At 63.9% G+C, this 16,783-nt stretch carries 13 protein-coding genes and 2 tRNA genes; 3 read left to right on the top strand and 12 right to left on the bottom strand.

Translation table 11 applies throughout. From position 1 onward, the window contains the following. Position 1: 1 nt before the first annotated feature. The gene (finR, locus tag IAE34_RS20410) at positions 2-928 is read right to left on the bottom strand and encodes a LysR family transcriptional regulator FinR (protein WP_200140759.1); all 927 of its coding nucleotides are present in this window, start codon (positions 926-928) and stop codon (positions 2-4) included. Between the two features lie 120 nt (positions 929-1,048). On the opposite strand from finR, the gene fpr reads away from it, so the two are divergent. After that, on the top strand, positions 1,049-1,828 hold the full coding sequence (gene fpr, locus IAE34_RS20405) for a ferredoxin-NADP reductase (protein WP_200140758.1): 780 nt from the start codon (positions 1,049-1,051) through the stop codon (positions 1,826-1,828). Positions 1,829-1,891: 63 nt separating this feature from the next. Here the strand turns inward: fpr and tsaA are convergent, their stop codons facing one another. From tsaA to rimO, 5 genes are all read right to left on the bottom strand, one after another. Further along, positions 1,892-2,587, bottom strand: coding sequence for a tRNA (N6-threonylcarbamoyladenosine(37)-N6)-methyltransferase TrmO (gene tsaA / locus IAE34_RS20400; RefSeq protein ID WP_200140757.1), 696 nt, complete (start codon positions 2,585-2,587; stop codon positions 1,892-1,894). A 7-nt stretch (positions 2,588-2,594) separates the two neighbouring features. Further along, positions 2,595-3,056 carry a DUF1456 family protein gene (locus IAE34_RS20395; RefSeq protein WP_200140756.1) on the bottom strand — a complete coding sequence of 154 codons (462 nt, stop codon included), beginning with the start codon at positions 3,054-3,056 and terminating at the stop codon, positions 2,595-2,597. Between the two features lie 49 nt (positions 3,057-3,105). Then, positions 3,106-3,816 carry an rRNA pseudouridine synthase gene (locus IAE34_RS20390; RefSeq protein WP_200140755.1) on the bottom strand — a complete coding sequence of 237 codons (711 nt, stop codon included), beginning with the start codon at positions 3,814-3,816 and terminating at the stop codon, positions 3,106-3,108. Between the two features lie 110 nt (positions 3,817-3,926). Then, positions 3,927-4,385 carry a GNAT family N-acetyltransferase gene (locus tag IAE34_RS20385; protein ID WP_200140754.1) on the bottom strand — a complete coding sequence of 153 codons (459 nt, stop codon included), beginning with the start codon at positions 4,383-4,385 and terminating at the stop codon, positions 3,927-3,929. A 112-nt stretch (positions 4,386-4,497) separates the two neighbouring features. Then, positions 4,498-5,823: a 30S ribosomal protein S12 methylthiotransferase RimO gene (gene rimO, locus IAE34_RS20380; RefSeq protein WP_200140836.1), complete on the bottom strand. Its 1,326-nt coding sequence runs from the start codon at positions 5,821-5,823 to the stop codon at positions 4,498-4,500. 274 nt (positions 5,824-6,097) lie between these two features. Here rimO and IAE34_RS20375 point away from each other — a divergent pair, with 274 nt between their 5' ends. After that, positions 6,098-7,996 carry a potassium transporter Kup gene (locus IAE34_RS20375; protein ID WP_200140753.1) on the top strand — a complete coding sequence of 633 codons (1,899 nt, stop codon included), beginning with the start codon at positions 6,098-6,100 and terminating at the stop codon, positions 7,994-7,996. Positions 7,997-8,103: 107 nt separating this feature from the next. Here the strand turns inward: IAE34_RS20375 and IAE34_RS20370 are convergent, their stop codons facing one another. The 4 genes from IAE34_RS20370 to IAE34_RS20355 all read right to left on the bottom strand — a co-directional run bounded on the left by IAE34_RS20370 (position 8,104) and on the right by IAE34_RS20355 (position 12,553). Then, positions 8,104-9,399 carry a virulence factor family protein gene (locus tag IAE34_RS20370; RefSeq protein ID WP_200140752.1) on the bottom strand — a complete coding sequence of 432 codons (1,296 nt, stop codon included), beginning with the start codon at positions 9,397-9,399 and terminating at the stop codon, positions 8,104-8,106. Further along, positions 9,399-12,041, bottom strand: coding sequence for a bifunctional lysylphosphatidylglycerol flippase/synthetase MprF (gene mprF, locus IAE34_RS20365; protein ID WP_200140751.1), 2,643 nt, complete (start codon positions 12,039-12,041; stop codon positions 9,399-9,401). The genes IAE34_RS20370 and mprF overlap by 1 nt, the downstream gene beginning before the upstream one ends. 238 nt (positions 12,042-12,279) lie before the next feature. Further along, a tRNA-Met gene (locus IAE34_RS20360) sits at positions 12,280-12,356 on the bottom strand. 120 nt (positions 12,357-12,476) lie between these two features. Further along, positions 12,477-12,553 (bottom strand) — tRNA-Met (locus tag IAE34_RS20355). Positions 12,554-12,785: 232 nt separating this feature from the next. Here IAE34_RS20355 and dinB point away from each other — a divergent pair. Next, positions 12,786-13,850 (top strand): DNA polymerase IV, encoded by a 1,065-nt coding sequence (dinB, locus tag IAE34_RS20350; protein WP_200140750.1) that lies wholly within the window; start codon positions 12,786-12,788, stop codon positions 13,848-13,850. Between the two features lie 75 nt (positions 13,851-13,925). On the opposite strand, the gene IAE34_RS20345 is transcribed toward dinB, so the two are convergent. Continuing rightward, positions 13,926-14,879: a hypothetical protein gene (locus IAE34_RS20345; protein WP_200140749.1), complete on the bottom strand. Its 954-nt coding sequence runs from the start codon at positions 14,877-14,879 to the stop codon at positions 13,926-13,928. A 19-nt stretch (positions 14,880-14,898) separates the two neighbouring features. Further along, positions 14,899-16,614, bottom strand: a complete 1,716-nt coding sequence (locus tag IAE34_RS20340; RefSeq protein ID WP_200140748.1) for a proline--tRNA ligase — start codon at positions 16,612-16,614, stop codon at positions 14,899-14,901. Positions 16,615-16,783: the final 169 nt, after the last annotated feature.

Raw genomic sequence — 16,783 nt, 5'->3', positions numbered from 1 at the left:
GTCAGGCGATGGACGGCAGCACGATCTCGTCGCTGCGTCGCACGCCGGCGGTGAAGCTGCGACACAGATCGAGGAACTCGCGCATCGCCGAGGTCTGGTACTTCTGTTTGTGCCAGATGAAATAGAACTGGCGCAGCAGGTCCAGTTCCGTGGTTTCCACCGCCACCAGGCTGCCACGCCGGAACGCATCACGCAGCGCCAGGCGAGAGATGCAGCCGATCCCCAACCCCGACTCCACTGCGCGCTTGATCGCCTCGGTGTGTTCGAGCTCCAGACGGATGTTCAGGTTGGCACGGTGATGACGCATGGCCTGGTCGAAGGTCAGGCGGGTGCCAGAACCCTGTTCGCGCAGGATCCACGCCTCCTGGGACAGTGCATCGATGTCGGCCCTGCCGATGTTTGCCAAGGGGTGCTGTGGGGCACAGAACACCACTAGCTCATCCTCGACCCAGGGCTGAACCTCCAGGTCGGGATGGTTGCAATCGCCTTCGATCAGGCCCAGATCAATTTCGTAGTGCGCGACCTGTTGCACGATGTGGGCCGTGTTCTGCACGTGCAGCTTCACCTGACTTTCGGGATGGACCTGCATGAAACTGCCGATGAGCAGGGTTGCCAGGTAGTTGCCAATCGTGAGAGTGGCGCCGACCGCCAGCGACCCGAAGCCGGATTTGCCATTGAGCAGGTCCTCGATTTCCTTGGCCTGGTCGAGCAGCGCCACGGCTTGCGGCAGCAGTTGATGGCCCAGGGCGTTGAGGCTCAGGCGCTTGCCGGCGCGATCGAACAACTGGCAACTGGACTGACGCTCCAGCTCGGTGATCGAGGTACTGGCTGCCGACTGCGAAAGGGCCAGCACATGGGCGGCCCGTGACACGCTCTGGTGCTGAGCGACGGCGACGAAGACCTGGAGCTGACGAAGGGTGAATCGCATATCTATATAACCGATAACACATATCTTGATAATTAAGTTAACAGATATTCTCGCTGCCCCTAAACTATCGCGCAATTGTGCGCCCGTGCGCGCCGCGTTTTTCTTCAGGAGCCCCACTCGATGAGCAACATGAACCACGAACGTGTCCTCAGTGTGCACCACTGGAACGACACCCTGTTCAGCTTCAAGTGCACCCGTGATCCGGGCCTGCGCTTCGAGAACGGTCAGTTCGTGATGATCGGCCTGCAGCAGGAAGGCGGCCGTCCGCTCATGCGCGCTTACTCCATCGCCTCGCCGAACTGGGAAGAGCACCTGGAGTTCTTCAGCATCAAGGTGCCCGATGGCCCGTTGACCTCGCAGTTGCAGCACCTGAAGGAAGGCGACGAGATCATCATCAGCAAGAAGCCCACCGGGACACTGGTGCTGGACGACCTCAATCCGGGCAAGCACCTGTACCTGCTCAGCACCGGCACAGGCCTTGCCCCGTTCATGAGCGTCATCCAGGACCCGGAAACCTACGAGCGTTTCGAAAAGGTCATCCTGGTGCACGGCGTGCGCTACGTGAACGAAGTGGCCTACCGTGAGTTCATCACCGAGCACCTGCCGCAGAACGAATTCTTCGGTGAAGCCGTTCGCGAGAAACTGATCTACTACCCCACGGTGACCCGCGAGCCCTTCGAGAACCAGGGACGCCTGACCGACCTGATGCGCAGTGGCAAGCTGTTCTCCGACATCGGCTTGCCGCCGATCAACCCGCAAGACGATCGGGCGATGATCTGCGGCAGCCCGAGCATGCTCGACGAAACCAGTGAAGTGCTGGACAGCTTCGGTCTGAAGGTGTCGGCGCGGATGCGTGAGCCGGGCGACTACCTGATCGAGCGTGCATTCGTCGAGAAGTAAGGCGACCGACACACACGAAAACGCAGGCCACGGCCTGCGTTTTTTTATGCCCGAGCGCTACGCTCAGGCGGCCGGCACCACTTCCAGTACCTCGATGAAATGCGGCTGAGGGTAGCGCCAGCGTACCTGCACATCCCACAGCTTCACACCGTACACGCGCTCAGGCGGGGGCACTTGGTACGCCGGCCTTGGATCCTGTGACAAGCACTGCTCGATGAGGGCCACGAGCGGCTCCTGGATCCGCTGGGCATGCGTCTGAGCCTGGAGTCGCGCGGCATCGCTCCAGTGCACTGCGATGGCGGCGGGTGCCGCGTCGGCCATGGCGTTGCGGGCTTCGGCGATGCTGTCGGCGTAGGGCACGTACGGCTTGATGTCGAGCACCGGCGTACCGTCGAGCAGATCGATGCCCGACAGCAGCAGGCGGCCGGGTTCGATGCCGTCCAGGCGCACCACCGATTGGCCTATGCCGTTGGGGCGGTGGGTGGCGCGGGTGGCGAACACGCCCATGCTCCGGTTGCCCCCCAGGCGCGGTGGGCGCACTTTCAATCGCGGTTTGTCCTCGAGGGCGTGATGGAACAGAAACAGCAGCCAGACATGGCTCACCTGTTCCAGCCCTTGCACCGCTTCGCCTTGATCGAACGGGGGCAGGAGTTCGAGCACGCCACGGGCGGCCGGCGCCAGGCGCGGTTGGCGAGGGATGGCGAACTTCTCCTTGAAGCAGGAGTGAACGATTCCCACTGGCGTGACGCTGTGGTGCATGATCGACTCAGCCATGCACGCGAAGGGTCAGACCCTTGAGGAAGTTGCGCAGCAGCTGATCACCACAAGGACGGTAGTTGTCATGTCCGACCTTGCGGAATAGCGCGCTCAGCTCGGGCTTGGAAACGGGGAAGTCGACCGACTTGAGGATCGCGTGCAGGTCTTCTTCCTTGAGCTCGAACGCCACCCGCAATTTCTTCAGGACCGTGTTGTTGCTTACCGGCAGTTCCACCGGCTGGGGCGTGCGACTGTCGTCCTTGCCGCGGCGGTGGATCACCAGGCCGTCGAGAAAGTGCGCCATGACCCGCTCCGGGCAGCGTACGAATCCGGCTTCGTCTTCCTTCCTGATATAGCTGGCCAGCACCAGCGGGTTCACCTCCAGACCGGACAGGGCGATGATCTCGGCCATCTTGACGTCGTTGATCTTGAGCATGTAGCGCAGGCTGCGCAGGACATCGTTGTGGATCATGTGTAGGGAATCCTGTTCTAGGCTGCGCCGTTGAGCGCAGCGGTATCGCTTAGAAGCGTTCGCTGCCAGCCACGTAACGCCATTGCCCGAGCGCGAGCTTGCCCATCGACACGCCACCGATACGGATGCGCCGCAGGCCGAGCATCTCCAGCCGCAGGTAGGCGCATATTTCGCTGATCTGCCCAGGTTGCGGGTTCTTCAACGCCAGGCGCAGGTGGGTTTCGTTCTGCCAGCTGGCCTTGGCACGGGGCAGTTCCCGGTCGTTACGGGTGGCGCCGCGGGCCAGGCGCTCGAGCGCCTGGGGCGTGGTCTGGCCGCGCACTTCGATGATGTACTCCTGCTCGAGCCGACGCAGGTCGGCCTCGACCTTGCGCGTGACCCTCCAGTCCTGGGTGAAGATCTGCAGGCCACTGGCACCGGGTTCCAGCGCAGCCACGCAGTTCAGTCGAGCGAAATGCCCATGCAGGGGTTTCACGCCGTCGCGGTGGGTTTCGCTGAGGGTGCTCATGCTCAGGCTGGCGCGGGCAGCTTCAGCGTCCAGCGACGCCGGTTGGTTGAGCAGCAGGGTGACCGGCTCCAGGGCTTCGGCGCGGGCACCGGCCAGCAGTTCCACACGCTGGCTCTGGACCCTGAACTGGGGCTGTTCGACCACCATGCCGTCGACCGTGACCCAGCCTCCCTCGATGTACTGCTCGGCCTCGCGGCGGGAGCAGCCGAGCTGTTCGATCAGGCGTTTGGAGAGGCGGACGGGTTCAGACATGAGCAGGTATTCGCAAGGCAGGAAAAACGTCCATTGTACCTGTCCCTGCCGCAGGGCGGCGGGCAATCTGCACAGGCTCGGGCATTTCTCGCGAACGACCCGGCACGGTCCTACCGATGAGTGTCGCGCAGCTGCAGATGCAGCAAGGGATACGGCTGGCCCAGGCCATCGGTCTCGCAGCGTCCGGTGATCTCGAAGCCCTCGTGCCGGTAGAAACCCAAGGCTTGCGCGTTCTGCTCGTTGACGTCCAGACGGTCGGCGCCCAGCACCTCGATGGCATGGCGCAGGAGCTTGCGGCCCACGCCCTGTCCGCGATGCTCGGCGCCGACGAAGAGCATGTCGACCCGCCCACCGGCGACCCCGACGAATCCCAGGATACGGCCGCAGGCCTCACGGCAGCACACCAGCATCACCGCATCCAGGTAACGGCCGAGCACGTGGTCACGTAGCAGCAGGATGTACGGCTCTGGCAGGAAATCGTGGGTGGCCCGCACGGCACTCTCCCAGACCTGTGCCAGCTCGGGGTAGTCGGCGTAGTGCGGAGTGTCCAGGGTCAGCGACGAGGTCATGTGGGATCCGCGGGTTAGCCAGCGGTCATCATAGAGCAAGCCAGGGCAGTCAGAGCAGAGCGGCATCGAGGATGCCCGCTCCGGTCATGGGCCCAGGCGGGCGCCGAGCCTGTCAGATCGGCTCGGCCCACATGTCGTATTCGTCCGCATCGACGATACGGCAACGTACTTTGTCACCGGGCTTGAAGCCATGGTCACCATCGATGAACACGCTGCCGTCGATCTCCGGTGCGTCGAAGAAGCTGCGCCCGACCGACCCCTGCTCCTCGACCTCGTCGATCAGCACTTCGATCTCCTTGCCGATACGCAACTGCAGGCGGGCACTGCTGATGGCTTGCTGATGGGCCATGAAGCGATCCCAGCGGGACTGCTTGACGTCGTCCGGCACTTCCTCCAGGCCCAGGTGGTTGGCTGGCGCGCCTTCCACGGGCGAGTACTGGAAGCACCCGACGCGGTCCAGCTGGGCTTCGGTCAACCAGTCGAGCAGGTACTGGAAATCCTCTTCGGTTTCGCCCGGGAAGCCGACGATGAAGGTCGAGCGAATCACCAGCTCCGGGCACTGCTCGCGCCACTGCTTGATGCGCGCCAGGGTACGGTCTTCGAACGCCGGCCGCTTCATCGACTTGAGCACCTTGGGGCTGGCGTGCTGGAACGGAATGTCCAGGTACGGCAGGAGCTTGCCGGCGGCCATCAGCGGGATCACGTCGTCGACGTTGGGATACGGATAAACATAATGCAGACGTACCCACACGCCCAGGCTGCTCAAGGCCTCGCACAGTTCCAGCATGCGGGTCTTGACCGGGCGACCGTTCCAGAAATCGGTCTTGTACCTGACGTCCACGCCGTAGGCGCTGGTGTCCTGGGAGATCACCAGAATCTCCTTCACACCGGCCTTGACCAGGCGCTCGGCCTCGCTCAGCACTTCACCGACCGGTCGGCTGACCAGCTTGCCGCGCATCGAAGGGATGATGCAGAAGCTGCAGCTGTGGTTGCAGCCTTCGGAAATCTTCAGGTAGGCGTAGTGCCGCGGGGTGAGCTTGACCCCCTGCGGCGGCACCAGGTCGATGAGCGGGTTGTGGTCCTGGCGTGGCGGTACCACCTCGTGGACGGCGTTGACCACCTGCTCGTATTGCTGGGGCCCGGTGACCGACAGCACGCTGGGGTGCACGTCGCGGATGTTGCCTTCCTCGACGCCCATGCAGCCGGTGACGATGACCTTGCCGTTCTCCTTGATTGCCTCGCCAATCACCTCGAGCGACTCGGCCTTGGCACTGTCGATGAAACCACAGGTATTGACCACCACCACGTCGGCGTCTTCGTAGGTCGGGACGACTTCATAGCCTTCCATGCGCAGCTGGGTCAGGATGCGCTCGGAGTCGACCAGGGCCTTGGGGCAACCCAGGGAAACGAAGCCGACCTTCGGCGTGGCGGGGGTGATGGACATGGCTAACCTCGGTATCGGAACAGGTCGCTCCAGCTGCTGGCGGAGCGATCCAGGCGGACGCTTTCGGCGCCTCTGATCAAAAAGTGCGCAATTCTAGCGAGCGCGAAGTCGCTTGACCAGCACAAAAGCGACGAGCGCTGCGCTATGCTTCGCGCCGTCGGCTCCGCGTATCAGCCCTGGCTGGAGATCGACGGCGGTTCGGGCGCTGCAGGCATGGCGCCCGGTGCGAATACAATCGGCCCGATGGGGTCGTCTGCGGGAGTGGTCGATGGTTCAGGCAAGCAGTCACGCCGAAGGCGGGCAGGGGGCGGCGCGTCCGCTGGGCCTGCTGGTGGCAGCCGTGGGGGTGGTCTATGGCGATATCGGCACCAGTCCGCTGTACACCCTTAAGGAGGTCTTCACCGGCGGTTACGGGGTTCAGGTGGACCATGACGGAGTGTTGGGCATCCTGTCGCTCATCCTCTGGTCGCTGTTGTGGGTGGTGTCGTTCAAGTACGTCATGTTCATCCTGCGTGCCGACAACCAGGGCGAGGGCGGCACCATGGCGCTCACCGCGCTGGCCCGCCGCGCCACGGCGCAGCATCCACGGCTGCGCATGCTGATGGTCGGTTGCGGGCTGGTCGGTGCCTCGCTGTTCTATGGGGACAGCATGATCACGCCGGCGGTCTCCGTGCTTTCGGCGGTCGAGGGCATGGGGCTGGCGTTCGACGGAATCGACCATTGGGTCGTGCCGATCTCGCTGGTGGTGCTGGTGGCGCTGTTTCTCGTGCAGAAGCACGGCACCGAGAAGATCGGCAAGGCCTTCGGGCCGATCATGGTGGTCTGGTTCCTGGTGCTCGCAGTCCTCGGGGTGCATGGCATCCAGCAGAGTCCCGAGGTGCTCAAGGCCTTCAATCCAGGCTGGGCGCTGCACTTCTTCATCGTGCATCCAGGCATGGGCGTGGCGATTCTCGGCGCGGTGGTGCTCGCCCTGACCGGCGCCGAGGCGCTGTATGCCGATATGGGCCACTTTGGTCGCAAGCCCATCGCCCGCGCCTGGTTCGCCCTGGTGCTGCCGGCGCTGGTGCTCAATTATTTCGGCCAGGGCGCCATGCTGCTGCAGAACCCGGAGGCGGCGCGCAATCCGTTCTACCTGCTGGCGCCCAGCTGGGCGCTGCTGCCGCTGGTGGCATTGTCGACCCTGGCCACGGTGATCGCCTCGCAGGCGGTGATTTCCGGCGCCTTCTCGCTGACGCGCCAGGCCATCCAGCTGGGCTATGTGCCACGCATGCAGGTCCAGCACACCTCCAGCGACGAGCAGGGGCAGATCTACATCGGCGCGGTGAACTGGACACTGATGATCGGCGTGGTCCTGCTGGTGATCGGTTTCGAATCCTCCGGCGCACTGGCGGCGGCCTACGGCGTCGCCGTGACCGGTACCATGCTGATGACCACCATTCTGGTCTCGGCGGTGATGCTGCTGCTCTGGAAGTGGCCGCCGCTGCTGGCCGTGCCCTTGCTGGTGGGTTTCCTGCTGGTGGACGGGCTGTTCTTCGCGGCCAACGTACCGAAGATCGTCCAGGGTGGCGCCTTCCCGGTGCTGGCCGGTATCGTGCTGTTCGTGCTGATGAGTACCTGGAAACGCGGCAAGCAGATACTCGTCGAGCGCATCGACGAAGGGGGGCTGCCCTTGCCGGTGTTCATCGGCAGCATCCGCGTCCAACCGCCGCACCGGGTCGAAGGCACCGCCGTGTTCCTCACCGCGCGGCCCGATGCCGTGCCCCATGCGCTGCTGCACAACATGCTGCACAACCAGGTGCTGCACAGTCAGGTGGTGCTGCTGACCGTCGTCAGCGAAGACCGTCCGCGCGTACCGGAGTCCGAACGGTTCGAGGTCGAGGCGTACGGCGACGGCTTCTTCCGCGTGCTGCTGCACTTCGGTTTCATGGATGAACCGGACGTACCCTCGGCGCTGCGTTTGTGCCACCTCGAGGCGTTGGACTTCAGCCCCATGCGCACCACCTACTTCCTCAGCCGCGAGACCGTGATCGCCTCGCGCCTGGAGGGCATGTCCCGTTGGCGCAGCAACCTGTTCGCGTTCCTGCTGAAGAACGCCAACGGCAACCTGCGCTTCTTCAAACTGCCACTGAACCGGGTGATCGAGCTGGGTACTCAGGTCGAGATCTGAGGTGCCCGAGTCAGTCCAGAGGGGCGCCGGCGATGCGGCGTCCCGAAATGCAAAGGGGCCGCTATTGCGGCCCCTTGTTCATGGTGTGCAATGACAGCGGTGGCGCTTCACGGCTGCTCGGCGACGCTGGACTTGCCCTGACGGGTCTCGATCTCATCGATCATGCGCTTGGCCAATGCCGGATAGTTCTCGTCGAAGTGGTGCCCGCCCGGTAGCTTCAGGCGCTCGCCCACGGCGGTCTTGTCGGTGCAGCCGCTTTCGTCCGTTTCTTCCTCGCCATAGATGCACACTACCTTGGCAGGTGGCAGCTTGGCCATTTCCTGGCCGGTCGGCGCTTCCTGGCCTTCCTTGCCCAGCCAGCCCTCGACCTCGATCTCGAAGCTGCCGCTGCGCGCGAAGGCCAGCAGAATCACCGCATCGATGCGTTTCTGATCTGATTGCGGCAGGCGGTTGTAGATGGCCGGCAACACATCGGCACCGAACGAATAGCCGGTGAGCACGAAGCGCTTGGTGCCCCATTTCTGACGATAGTGCTGCATCAGTTCGGACAGGTCGATCGCGCTCTGTTCGGGTGTCTTGTGCTGCCAGTAGTAGCGCAGGGTGTCGATACCTACCACCGGATAGCCAAGCTTGGCCATTTCGCCAGCCACGTCGCGGTCCAGGTCGCGCCAGCCACCATCGCCCGAGAGGAACAGGGTGACGGTGTCGGTGGTCTGGCCCGCCGGCACTTCGACCACCGGGATGGCCAGCGCATTGCCTTCGCGACCCACCAGGGCCTGGGTCAACTGGGCCTTGAGCACCTGTGGCAGATGGATGTCGTAATCGCTGATGCTGGTTTCGGCATTGCGCTGATCACGGACGAAACCCGCACTGGCGTCGTCGGGGTTGTCGTTCCAGGCCACGCTCCAGTGGCCGTGGGCGGCGGACTTGGGCAGTGCCGCCTGGCAGCCGGGTTGCTCCAGCTTGAAGTCCACGGAAATGGCTCGGGCCTTGTCGTCACGCTGCTCGGCGAGCCAGCGCCAGGCCTGGGATGCACCAGGGCCGATGCCGGCCACCAGGCCAGGCTTGCCCGACAGCTTGGCCATGGCCTGGTCCAGGGCGACTTGCTGCTTGGCGCAGTCGTCAGCAGGCAGGATCACCTGCACCAGCTGGGCTTCACCGGCCTGGCTGAGGTCCAGCAACTGTTTGTCGGTCAGGGCCTGGTCGTGGGGCACGCCGACCGCGACCAGGGTCTTGGCGCGTACGCCGGGGGTGACGCGGGTGAGGGCGCTGCCATCGTCGAGGGTGAGGTGCTCGACCCGGGCATCGGGCGCCGGCCGGGTCCACATCCAGAAAGCCACCCCACCTGCCAGTGCGGCCAGCAGTAGCGGAACCAGCAGGTACAGCCAGTAACGTCGAATCATCAGCGTTTCACCAATCCAGTCAAGCCGCCGGCAATCAGGGCGGCGGTATCGGCCAGAGCGACCAGGGGATCAAGCCCGGCCGGCACTGCCATGTAACGGGGTTCCCAGTCCGGCTGGAACTTGTCCTTGAAGCGACGCAGGCCTTGGAAGTTATAGAGCTGCTCGCCACGACGGAACACCATCGAGCCCAGGCGCTGGGTCAGCGGGGCGCCGCGACGCGGCTGCAGCCCGGACAGTGGCACCATGCCCAGGCTGAACCGTGCGTAGTCGTGGCTCTTGTAGTGCAGGATCAGCCCCAGCATCATGAATTCCATGGTCAGCTTTGGCGCTTCGGGATGCGCACGCATCAGGTCCAGGCTGGCCAGTTCGTTGCTGTGGGTTTCCAGCAGGTTGGCGAACGCTACCGGGCGACCCTGGAAGCGGATCAGCGCGATGCGGAAATGCTTGAGGTACTCCGAGCTGAAGCGACCCAGGGAGAAGCCTTTCTCGCGCACGTTCTTGCCCGACAGCCAGGCGTTGGAGATCTCACGCAGTTCCTCCAGTGGTGCCTGGCCAGGCTCGTGCACCTCCAGCGTCAGGCCGTCGCGACCACCGCGGTTCCAGGTGTAACGCAGGTCTTTCATTTCCTTGCCTTTTGCCTCCAGGTCGAAGCGGCGCAGGTCCACACGCGCCTCTTCACCCAGCTTGATGGCGGTCAGGCCGATGTCCATGTAGAACGGCAGGTTCTCTGCGCGAACCTGATAGAACACCGGACGGGCATGGTGCAGATCGCACAGGTCGCGGAACTGCCAGATCATCTCGGCGCGTTCCTGGGCCGGGCCGATCGGGTCGTACAAGGCCACCAGGCTGCGGCCGCGACGCGCGTACATGAGGAACGCGTTGTCGTTGGGGTGGAACAGCAGCGCCTTGTCGCCGGTCAGCGCCAGCCCGCCGTCGGGTTGATCGGAGGCCAGCAGGATGCGGTTGGCCCGCAGCAGTTCGTCCTCGGTCGGCAGGTGGATCACCGGGCGCGCGGTACGCAACAGCCAGGTCAGGGCCACGATCACCAGCAGCACGGCGCTGCCCAGTGCCGCGCGCAGGCCGCGCGGGGCGTCGGCATCGAGGGTGAATTGCCACCACAGTTTGTTGTTGTAGGGCACATCCTGATAGGCGAACAGCAGCAGCCAGATCGAGGCACCGACCACACAGGCGCTGGCCACCAGGTAGATGGGGGAAAACGGCAGCTCCAGCAGGCGGCTGGGACGGTAGAACGAGCGGCGGAACAGCGCGAGCAGGGCCATGGTGAAGAGCATCAGCGTGGCCTCTTCCCAGTCGAAGCCCTTGAGCAGTGACAGCACGGCACCGATCAGCAGCAGTACGGTGGTCAGCAACCAGGCGGCAGACAGGCGCCGACGCAGGCCCTGGGCCAGCAGCAGGCACAGTACGCCGATCAGGCTGGCGCCGAAGTGCGAGGCGTCGATCAGTCGATGGGGGATGAGAAAACCCATGTGCTCCAGGCGCCCGTCGATTTCAGGCGTGACCCCGGAGAACAGCAGCACTACGCCGGAGAGGAACACCAGAATGGCCAGTACCGGCGCCGCCAGACCTGAGGCGGCTCGGATCGCGTGTTGCGTGAACAGCAGGCGGCGCGCTTCGTTGACCAGCAGCAGGACGCAGGCCACCAGCAGGGGCAGCACCACATAGATCAGGCGATACAGCAGCAGGGCAGCAGCAAGCGGCGCGGCCCCCAACTGATTGGCGAACGCGGCCAGCAGAATGGCCTCGAACACCCCGACGCCACCCGGTACGTGGCTGAGCACACCGGCCGCCAGGGCCAGCAGGTAGACCAGGATGAACGCGCCGAACGGCGGGGCCTCGGGCAGCAGCAGGTACAGCACCGTGGCCGCTGCAGCGACATCCAATGCGGTGATCAGCAGTTGCAGGCCCGTGAGGCGCGCGCCCGGCAGGCGCAAGGTTCGTCGTCCTACCTGCACCAGCAGGTTGTCGGCCAGTGGCTGTTCCGCGGCACGGCGACGGTAAAGGCCGATCGCTAGCACCGCGCTGGCCAGCAGCACGGCCGTGGCGATGCTGCCCAGCAACAGCGGCGGCAGGCGCAGCGCCGTGGAGGCTGCGTCCAGGTCGCTCAGGGTGGCCAGCGCCGCCAGCGGTGGCAGTGCGCACCCCAGCGACAGGCTGGCGAAGACGGTCATGCGCGCCACTTCACCCGCCCCGACACCTTCGCGAGCGTACAGACGGTAGCGCACCGAACCGCCGGACAGCATCGACAGACCGATGGCATTGCCGATGGCGAAGGCGCTGAAACCACCCAGCACCATGATGCGCGCAGGGAGCTTGACGCCGGCATAGCGAGCGGCCGACCACTCGTACCCCAGCAGGATCACGAAGCCCGCCACCGTGGCCAGCAGCGCACCGATCAATGAATGGGCCGGCACACTCAGCATGGCATCGTGCAGCGCGTAGATGTCCAGTTCACTGAGCAGGTGACGGCAGGCGATCAAGGCCATGGCGAACAGCAGCAGGGTGACGGCCAACCCGAGCGGCTGCCTGTACTTGCTCAGGCGTTCGAGCCAGGGCAGGCGTTGCGCGGCAGCGGGCAGGGCGGCGGTGATCGGGGCCTGGGAGTCTGGAGTGCTGGAGGTCATGAGGCACCTCGAGCGCTCAGCGCGAGGCAGGGGAGACGTACGGCCAAGTGAAAGTCCCTTTGGAAAACGTGTCCGGATACTACCCCGGCTGGAGCAGCTTTATCCGTTTCAAGTTAGTTAAAGTTAGTTCATTGAGGTGGCGAGGGGTACAGGATACGCAAGACAAGGCATTTTTCGAACGCCAAACGCAACAAACCCCGCTCTATCCTGGGATAGGCGGGGCCTGTTCTGACGAATATGGTTGCGGGAGCCGGATTTGAACCGACGACCTTCGGGTTATGAGCCCGACGAGCTACCAGGCTGCTCCATCCCGCGTCAGTGGTGCGCATTCTACGCATTGCTGCGCTGGTGTCAAGGGTTAATCATTGATTCTTCGACGATTTTTTTCAGGCAAAGAAAAAGGCCACTGTGTGAACAGTGGCCTTTTCTCGAATCTGGTTGCGGGAGCCGGATTTGAACCGACGACCTTCGGGTTATGAGCCCGACGAGCTACCAGGCTGCTCCATCCCGCGCCTGTGGAAACGAATTCTACGCAGATCCCTGGGGGAGTCAAGCTTTTATTTCAAAAAAACCTTTTTTGTTCAAACTGTTAGCGGTGGCTAGCGGCAGTGGTGGTGGATGCGGCGTAGAGCTGCTCGAGTCGTGGTGCCGAAGGGTCATAGCCCTAACAGTCGCGTGAGAGCTGACGCGACAGTAAAGGCGTGCTGTAATGTCTGTATGAATTTACAGTGGTAGCTGCCATCCATGTCATCACGCAAGATCATCCACATCGACTGCGACTGCTTTTATGCAGCCATCGAGATGCGTGACGATCCGCGTTTGGCCGGGCGGCCCATGGCCGTGGGCGGTCAGCCGGGGCAGCGTGGTGTCATCGCCACCTGCAACTATGAGGCAAGAGCCTATGGAGTGCGGTCGGCCATGTCATCGGGCCACGCGGTCAAGTTGTGTCCCGACCTGGAGATCGTCAAGCCCCGCTTCGAGGCCTACCGCGAAGCCTCACGGGAAATCCATACGATCTTTCGTGACTACACCGATCAGATCGAGCCGTTGTCCCTCGACGAAGCCTACCTGGATGTCACCGACAGCCAATGGTTTTCCGGCAGCGCCACGCGCATTGCCGAAGACATCCGCCGCCGCGTCTCGCAGACCCTGCACATCACCGTGTCCGCGGGCGTCGCACCGAACAAGTTCCTCGCCAAGATCGCCAGCGACTGGCGCAAGCCCAATGGCTTGTTCGTCATCAGGCCCGAACAGGTCGAGGCCTTCGTCGCCGCATTGCCCGTCGCACGCCTGCATGGTGTGGGCAAGGTCACGGCCGACAAGCTGTCGCGGCTGGGCATCGATACCTGTCAGACCCTGCGTGGGTGGTCCCGGCTGAGCCTGGTGCGCGAATTCGGCAGCTTCGGAGAGCGGCTGTGGGGGCTGGCACATGGTATAGACGAGCGCATCGTGCAACCCGACAGTCGACGCCAGTCGGTCAGCGTCGAGAACACCTACGACAACGATCTGCCAGACCTCGCCAGCTGCCTGGCGAAATTGCCGGAGCTGCTCGAAAGCCTCAATGAGCGCATTGCGCGGATGGACAGCAGCTACAAACCGGACAAGCCCTTCGTCAAGGTCAAGTTCCATGATTTCAGCCAGACCACGCTGGAGCAGGCGGGGGCGGGGAGGGATCTCGAGAGCTATCGGCAACTGCTCAGTCAGGCCTTCGCTCGGGGCGGCAAGCCGGTGAGGTTGCTGGGCGTGGGCGTGAGATTGCGCGATCTGCGCGGAGCTCTGGAGCAACTGGAGCTGTTCCCGGTCCAGTGACTGGGCTGACCGAGGCTGGACAGTGCCCTTCGGCCGGGCACTGCCACCTTCACTCCAGCGACATTGGTGGGTGGCTCAGCGAACGCCAGGGTCGGCGACCAGTCGGCCGGTTTCCTTGGTCAGGGCCTTGAGAAATTCCTGCTGCAACTCAGGATCGTTGCGGGTCAGTTCGACCAGGCTTTGCTCCAGCTCGCTGGCTTCCTCTTCCAGGCCCAGCTCGGACAGGCGCTTGACCCGGTGAACCCACTGCCCGACGTCATCGTCCTCGAGATCGTCGAAGATCAACTCGCGGGCCTCGACCAGCTTGTTGCGCAGGCTCGCGCCGACCAGCAGGCTGGCGTCGCCACGAATGCCGTTGTCTTCATCGACCACCGCCAGGTGCAGCGTGCCGACCCGGTCGAGGTTCTGCTCGGCGAAGGGGCTGTCGAGCAGGTTCAGGCGCAGCACACCGTTGCGGTCGGTGGTCAGCTCGTGGGTCTTGTTGCCAGCCTTGACCTCGACCAGTCGCTCGCTCCAGGGCAGGCGCGTGAATTCCTCGCGCTGGTCCTTCTGCACCTCGCTGATTCCAGCCAGGTTCTGCTGGGCACGGCCGTTGGACTGCACGTTCATGAACGGGTTGATACCGGCCAGACCGTAGCTCAACCAATCGTGGGTGACGCTCTCGGGCAGGCTGTCGAAGGTCAGCACGTTGACCACGTTGGCGCCGATTCCAGCCACCACTGCCACCGCGCCCAGTGGAATCTCATAGAGCTCCCGCCAGGGCTGGTAGGGCGTGTAGCGATCGTAGCGGCGGGTCACTTCGAACTCGGTCACCTCGAAGCGCCGCTGTTCGTTCACGCGAACGCGCCGCTGCGGCAATTCCATCACCTTGGGCTCGCCGACGTCGATCTGCAGACTGTGTTCGAGCAGCTTGCGCTCGACACGCTCCTCGTGATCGCTGCGCTGGGACATCGGGTTGGCGCAGCCGCCGAGCAGCAGGGCACCGCACAGCGCGGCGCCCCCCAGGGTCGTGGTACTTCGCTTGGACATGTTCACTCGTACACTGTGGTCAGCGGCGGATGCGGGCCTGCAGGAAGCTCAGTACCTCGTTCAGCGGCAGAGGCTGGGCGTCCTGTTCGGTGCGGTGCTTGTATTCCAGGTTGCCCTCGGCCAGGCCGCGATCGCTGACGACGATGCGGTGCGGAATACCGATCAGTTCCATGTCGGCGAACTTGATGCCAGGGCTGGTCTTCTTGTCACGGTCGTCCAGCAGCACTTCGAAGCCGGCCGCAGTCAGTTCGGCATAGAGTTTGTCGGTGGCTTCACGCACGGCGTCGGTCTCGTAGCGCAGAGGCACCAGTGCGATCTGGAAGGGCGCCAGTGCATCATTCCAGATGATGCCCTTGTCGTCATGGCTCTGCTCGATGGCAGCAGCGACCACGCGCGATACGCCGATCCCGTAGCAGCCCATGGACAGCACCACGGGCTTGCCGTTCTCGCCCAGCACCTGGCACTTGAGGGCCTCGCTGTACTTGGTGCCGAGCTGGAAGATGTGCCCGACTTCGATGCCGCGCTTGATCACCAGGGTGCCTTGGCCGTCCGGGCTCGGGTCGCCTTCGACGACGTTGCGCAGGTCGGCGACTTGCGGCACGGGCAGGTCACGCTCCCAGTTCACGCCGAAGTAGTGCTTGTCGTCGATGTTGGCGCCGATGCCGAAGTCGCTCATCAGGGCGACCGAACGGTCGATGACGCACTCCAGGGGCAGGTTCAGCGGGCCCAGGGAGCCTGCGCCCGCGCCGATCGCGTCACGCAGCTCGGCATCGCTGGCCATGACCAGCGGGTCGGCCACCTGTTCGAGCTTGGCGGCCTTGACTTCGTTGAGCTCGTGATCGCCACGTACCACCAGGGCGATCAGCTTGCCTTCTTCGCTGCCGCGCACGATCAGAGTCTTGACGGTCTTCTCGATCGGCAGCCCGAAGTTTTCCACCAGCTGGGCGATGGTCTTGGCGTTCGGCGTATCGACCAGCCGCAGCTCCTCGGTGGGCGCAGGGCGCACGGTTTCCCGCGGAATGGCCTCGGCCTTCTCGATGTTGGCGGCGTAATCCGAGCTGTCGCTGAAGATCACGTCGTCTTCACCGGAAGAGGCCAGCACGTGGAACTCGTGGGAGTAGCTGCCGCCGATGGAGCCGGTGTCGGCTTGGACGGGGCGGAAGTCCAGACCCAGACGGGTGAACACGTTGGTGTACGCCTGGTGCATGCGGTCGTAGGTGTCCTGAAGGCTGGCCTGGTCCGCGTGGAACGAGTAGGCGTCCTTCATGATGAACTCGCGGCCTCGCATCAGGCCGAAGCGCGGACGGATCTCGTCACGGAACTTGGTCTGGATCTGGTACATGTTCAGCGGCAGTTGCTTGTAGCTCGACAGCTCGTTGCGTGCCAGGTCGGTGATCACTTCCTCGTGGGTCGGGCCCACGCAGAAATCACGGTCGTGACGGTCCTTGAGGCGCAGCAGCTCCGGGCCGTACTGCTCCCAGCGACCCGACTCCTGCCACAGCTCGGCGGGCTGGATGCTCGGCATCAGCACTTCGAGAGCACCGGCGGCATTCATTTCCTCGCGCACCACCTGCTCGACCTTGCGCATCACCCGCAGGCCCATCGGCAGCCAGGTGTACAGACCCGAAGCCAGCTTGCGGATCATGCCGGCGCGCAGCATGAGCTGGTGGCTGATGACGACGGCGTCTGCCGGGGTTTCTTTCTGGGTGGCGAGCAAATAGTGACTGGTGCGCATGGGGAGCCGTGTCGATTGCCTGAGTGTATGAAATGACCCCGCATTGTACGGAGGTCGAACGAAAGCGTACAGCGATGGGCGGACGGTCTGGTCGGCAGGGCATGAAAAAGCCCGGCATCTGCCGTAATGCTGTTCACTTAAGCGGAGCAGCCTTACGATCCACCGGATA

Source organism: Pseudomonas sp. S30 (genome assembly GCF_016518545.1).
Classification (GTDB): Bacteria; Pseudomonadota; Gammaproteobacteria; order Pseudomonadales; family Pseudomonadaceae; genus Aquipseudomonas.
This window is presented reverse-complemented; position numbering and strand designations above follow the sequence as displayed.